This window comes from Streptococcus sp. SR4 (assembly GCF_000517725.1).
GTDB classification, from domain to species: Bacteria; Bacillota; Bacilli; order Lactobacillales; family Streptococcaceae; genus Streptococcus; species Streptococcus salivarius_F.
The window spans coordinates 1-2,730 of record NZ_AZYW01000042.1; the positions used below are offsets into that span (position 1 = coordinate 1).

Consider the following 2,730-nt stretch of genomic DNA (forward strand, 5'->3'; position numbering starts at 1 on the left):
AGGTCGGTGTTAGCTTTGGAGAGTATATGGGAAATGGTGGCCAATGGATGAATGCCCCAGGTTATCAAACAACTCATACCCCTACCGAACACTCCGCACTATCTTTTAGCCCAGGACAAGCTGGAGCAGATCCAACCTATGGTCACATTGCCTTTGTGGAACAAGTCAAATCAGATGGCTCCATTCTTATCTCTGAATCAAACGTCAAAGGACTAGGAGTCGTTAGCTACCGTACTTTTGATGCAGATACAGCAAAACAATTTACATATGTCATAGGACATTGATATTTCAACTAAATTAGAATATAATTTAGTTTATCTTACAAATAATACGCTGAGGTTTACTATGAATAACAAATCAGTATCAATAGCTGATTCCAATATCCTTGATAAAACTGTAAATTTAAGTCCAGACGATGAGCAATTCATCTTGAATTGCTTGAAGACATCTGACAAACTACACACTATCTTTAATTATTTCAAAATTACTGAGTATAATTTTTATAAGATTTTTGTTGAATTTGAAGTCAAAAAAAATGGTTTTATATCGCTAAAATGTGAAGATAAGTCAGAAGAATTTATAGTTTTAAATTCATTACTTATCAGCTACCTTACAAGTAGTAGAACCCTAACAGATCTCTTAGAATCATTTGAACAAACTGACTTGATGGATGATCATTTTAAAAAGATATATGATACTAATTTCTACTATCAGCTTATGTATACATTAAGAAACTTTGCATTACACGGTCATATACCTATTTATTTCGATGGCTTAAGATATAGTTTTAACCTAGAATATATCCTTAAAGAAGGTGAAAATTTTAAATTTAGTAACTCTGCTAAAAGTACCTTAGAAAAAGTAAGGAATACAATCTTAGAGGATCGTTTTGATATTGCTAATATAGATTTTTACACTACCATTACAGAGTATCATCATAGTCTACTAATATCTACTAAGCACTTTTTTGAAGTGTATGAAAGTATCTTAAAAGGGAAATTTACTAAATACAAGGAATTAATTGAAAAATATAAAAATGACGATGACACACTGTATCTTAATTTAGGCAATGAAATTCACTCAAACTTCCCTAAGGATATATTGAAATGGATAAATTCTCTAGATAATTTTATTCAGGAAAGCTTATCCTTTTATGAACAACAATTTACTTAATATAGAACCGTATTATTACGGTTCTTTTTTATAAGGAGGACATTATGCAGGTAACATTACCAGAAGAACAGACACAAGAAATTCAAAAAATGATTGCAACTCTTATCAAAGATGAGATTCATCATTTCAAAGAAGATATGGGATTAGATACTCCATTTCTGAACAAAAAACAAACGTGCCATTATCTTGGAGTTTCACATAATACCCTTGATATCTGGATTGCAATGGGATTACCCTATATTCGAATTGGAAAATCCATTCGTTTCAGCAAAGAAAGTATCAATCAGTGGATGACTCGACTAGAGATAAGCGCATAAGGAGGCAAAAATGGGCATTTCAAAAACAAAAAATGGATCTTATAGGCTAAGGGTGTACATACCCGATGACGTCCAAGGAAAGTTAGGAATTGGTAAACGATTTGAAAAAAGATTCAAAACTCGCAGAGAGGCAAAGGAAGCAGAAATTAAGTTAGCTGTTGACATTGAAAATGCACGTTTAGGAAGATTTTCTACTTTATCTCAAAGAAAAGGAGACATCCTATTTAAAGATTTTTACAAAGACATTTGGCTAGAACCCTATAAAGCAGGACAAGCTACTGCTACTATTAAACCACCTACAGCAGTAACTGTCTTTCAAACAGAAAATCTCTTTCGTTTGCAAATTCTTCCAGTCCTAGGTAATTATTCTATTGATCATCTCAATGAAAATAAACAACTAGTTTTGTCACTTCTTACTCCACTATCGAATTCTTATGCCAACTTTAAATCCATTAGAGGGTACGTCAATTCTGTCTTGGACTGGGCAGAAGAGCTTGAATATATTCAAGTCAATAAGGTAAAAAAGACAATCAGTAGAATTAAAGCTAATAAAAAATTAGCCCTCAAAGAAAGTAAAAAGTTTGAAGACCTAGCATTAAATGAGGAAGAACTTAAACAATGGCTACAAGCATTTGATGACGATCTAAAAAATGATCGAATGGAATTAAAAGATTATGCTTTGTTCTATACGACATTCTTTTTATCAGATAGAAAATCAGAAACCTACGCTCTCCAATGGAAACATATCAATTTTGAAAAAAATGAAATTCTCATTGAACAAGCATTAGACAAATTCGGAAATGTTAAATCAACTAAAGGAAATAAAAAAACTCTATTTAAAGCACCTAAAGAACTAATGAATATCCTGACCGATTGGAAAATAGAACAAAAAAAGCAACTAAAGCTGTTTGGAATCAGACAGAATGAAAAGCAATTCGTTTTCACATACAATAATAGAACAAACGGTATTAACGTTCCACTTCATATTGATTATCTTAATCATCGAATGAATTCTATTCGAAGAAGACATCCGGAACTTCCTCCAGCATCTCCTCACAAATTAAGACACACCGGAGCAACTCTGGCAAGACAGGCTGGAACATCATTAAATGCTATTTCAGAAGCACTTACTCATAGTGACATCCAAATAACGAAGACTTATGTCAATACTACTGAAACAGTAAATCAAACAGCAGGAGAAATAGCCTTTAGAAGTCTCAAAAAGTAATAGGGTGAACTT

General features: G+C 32.5%; 4 protein-coding genes. All 4 read left to right on the top strand.

The window, feature by feature from the left end; genetic code table 11:
- On the top strand, positions 1 to 284 hold a 284-nt coding region (locus tag HMPREF1519_RS04685; protein ID WP_156024872.1), incomplete at its 5' end, for a CHAP domain-containing protein.
- Between the two features lie 61 nt (positions 285 to 345).
- Complete coding sequence (locus HMPREF1519_RS04690; protein WP_037611320.1) at positions 346 to 1,173, top strand: hypothetical protein; 828 nt, start codon at positions 346 to 348, stop codon at positions 1,171 to 1,173.
- A gap of 44 nt (positions 1,174 to 1,217) precedes the next feature.
- The gene (locus tag HMPREF1519_RS04695) at positions 1,218 to 1,490 is read left to right on the top strand and encodes a helix-turn-helix domain-containing protein (protein ID WP_037611321.1); all 273 of its coding nucleotides are present in this window, start codon (positions 1,218 to 1,220) and stop codon (positions 1,488 to 1,490) included.
- 10 nt (positions 1,491 to 1,500) lie between these two features.
- Positions 1,501 to 2,718 carry a tyrosine-type recombinase/integrase gene (locus tag HMPREF1519_RS04700; RefSeq protein WP_037611323.1) on the top strand — a complete coding sequence of 406 codons (1,218 nt, stop codon included), beginning with the start codon at positions 1,501 to 1,503 and terminating at the stop codon, positions 2,716 to 2,718.
- The last annotated feature ends 12 nt before the right edge of the window (positions 2,719 to 2,730 follow it).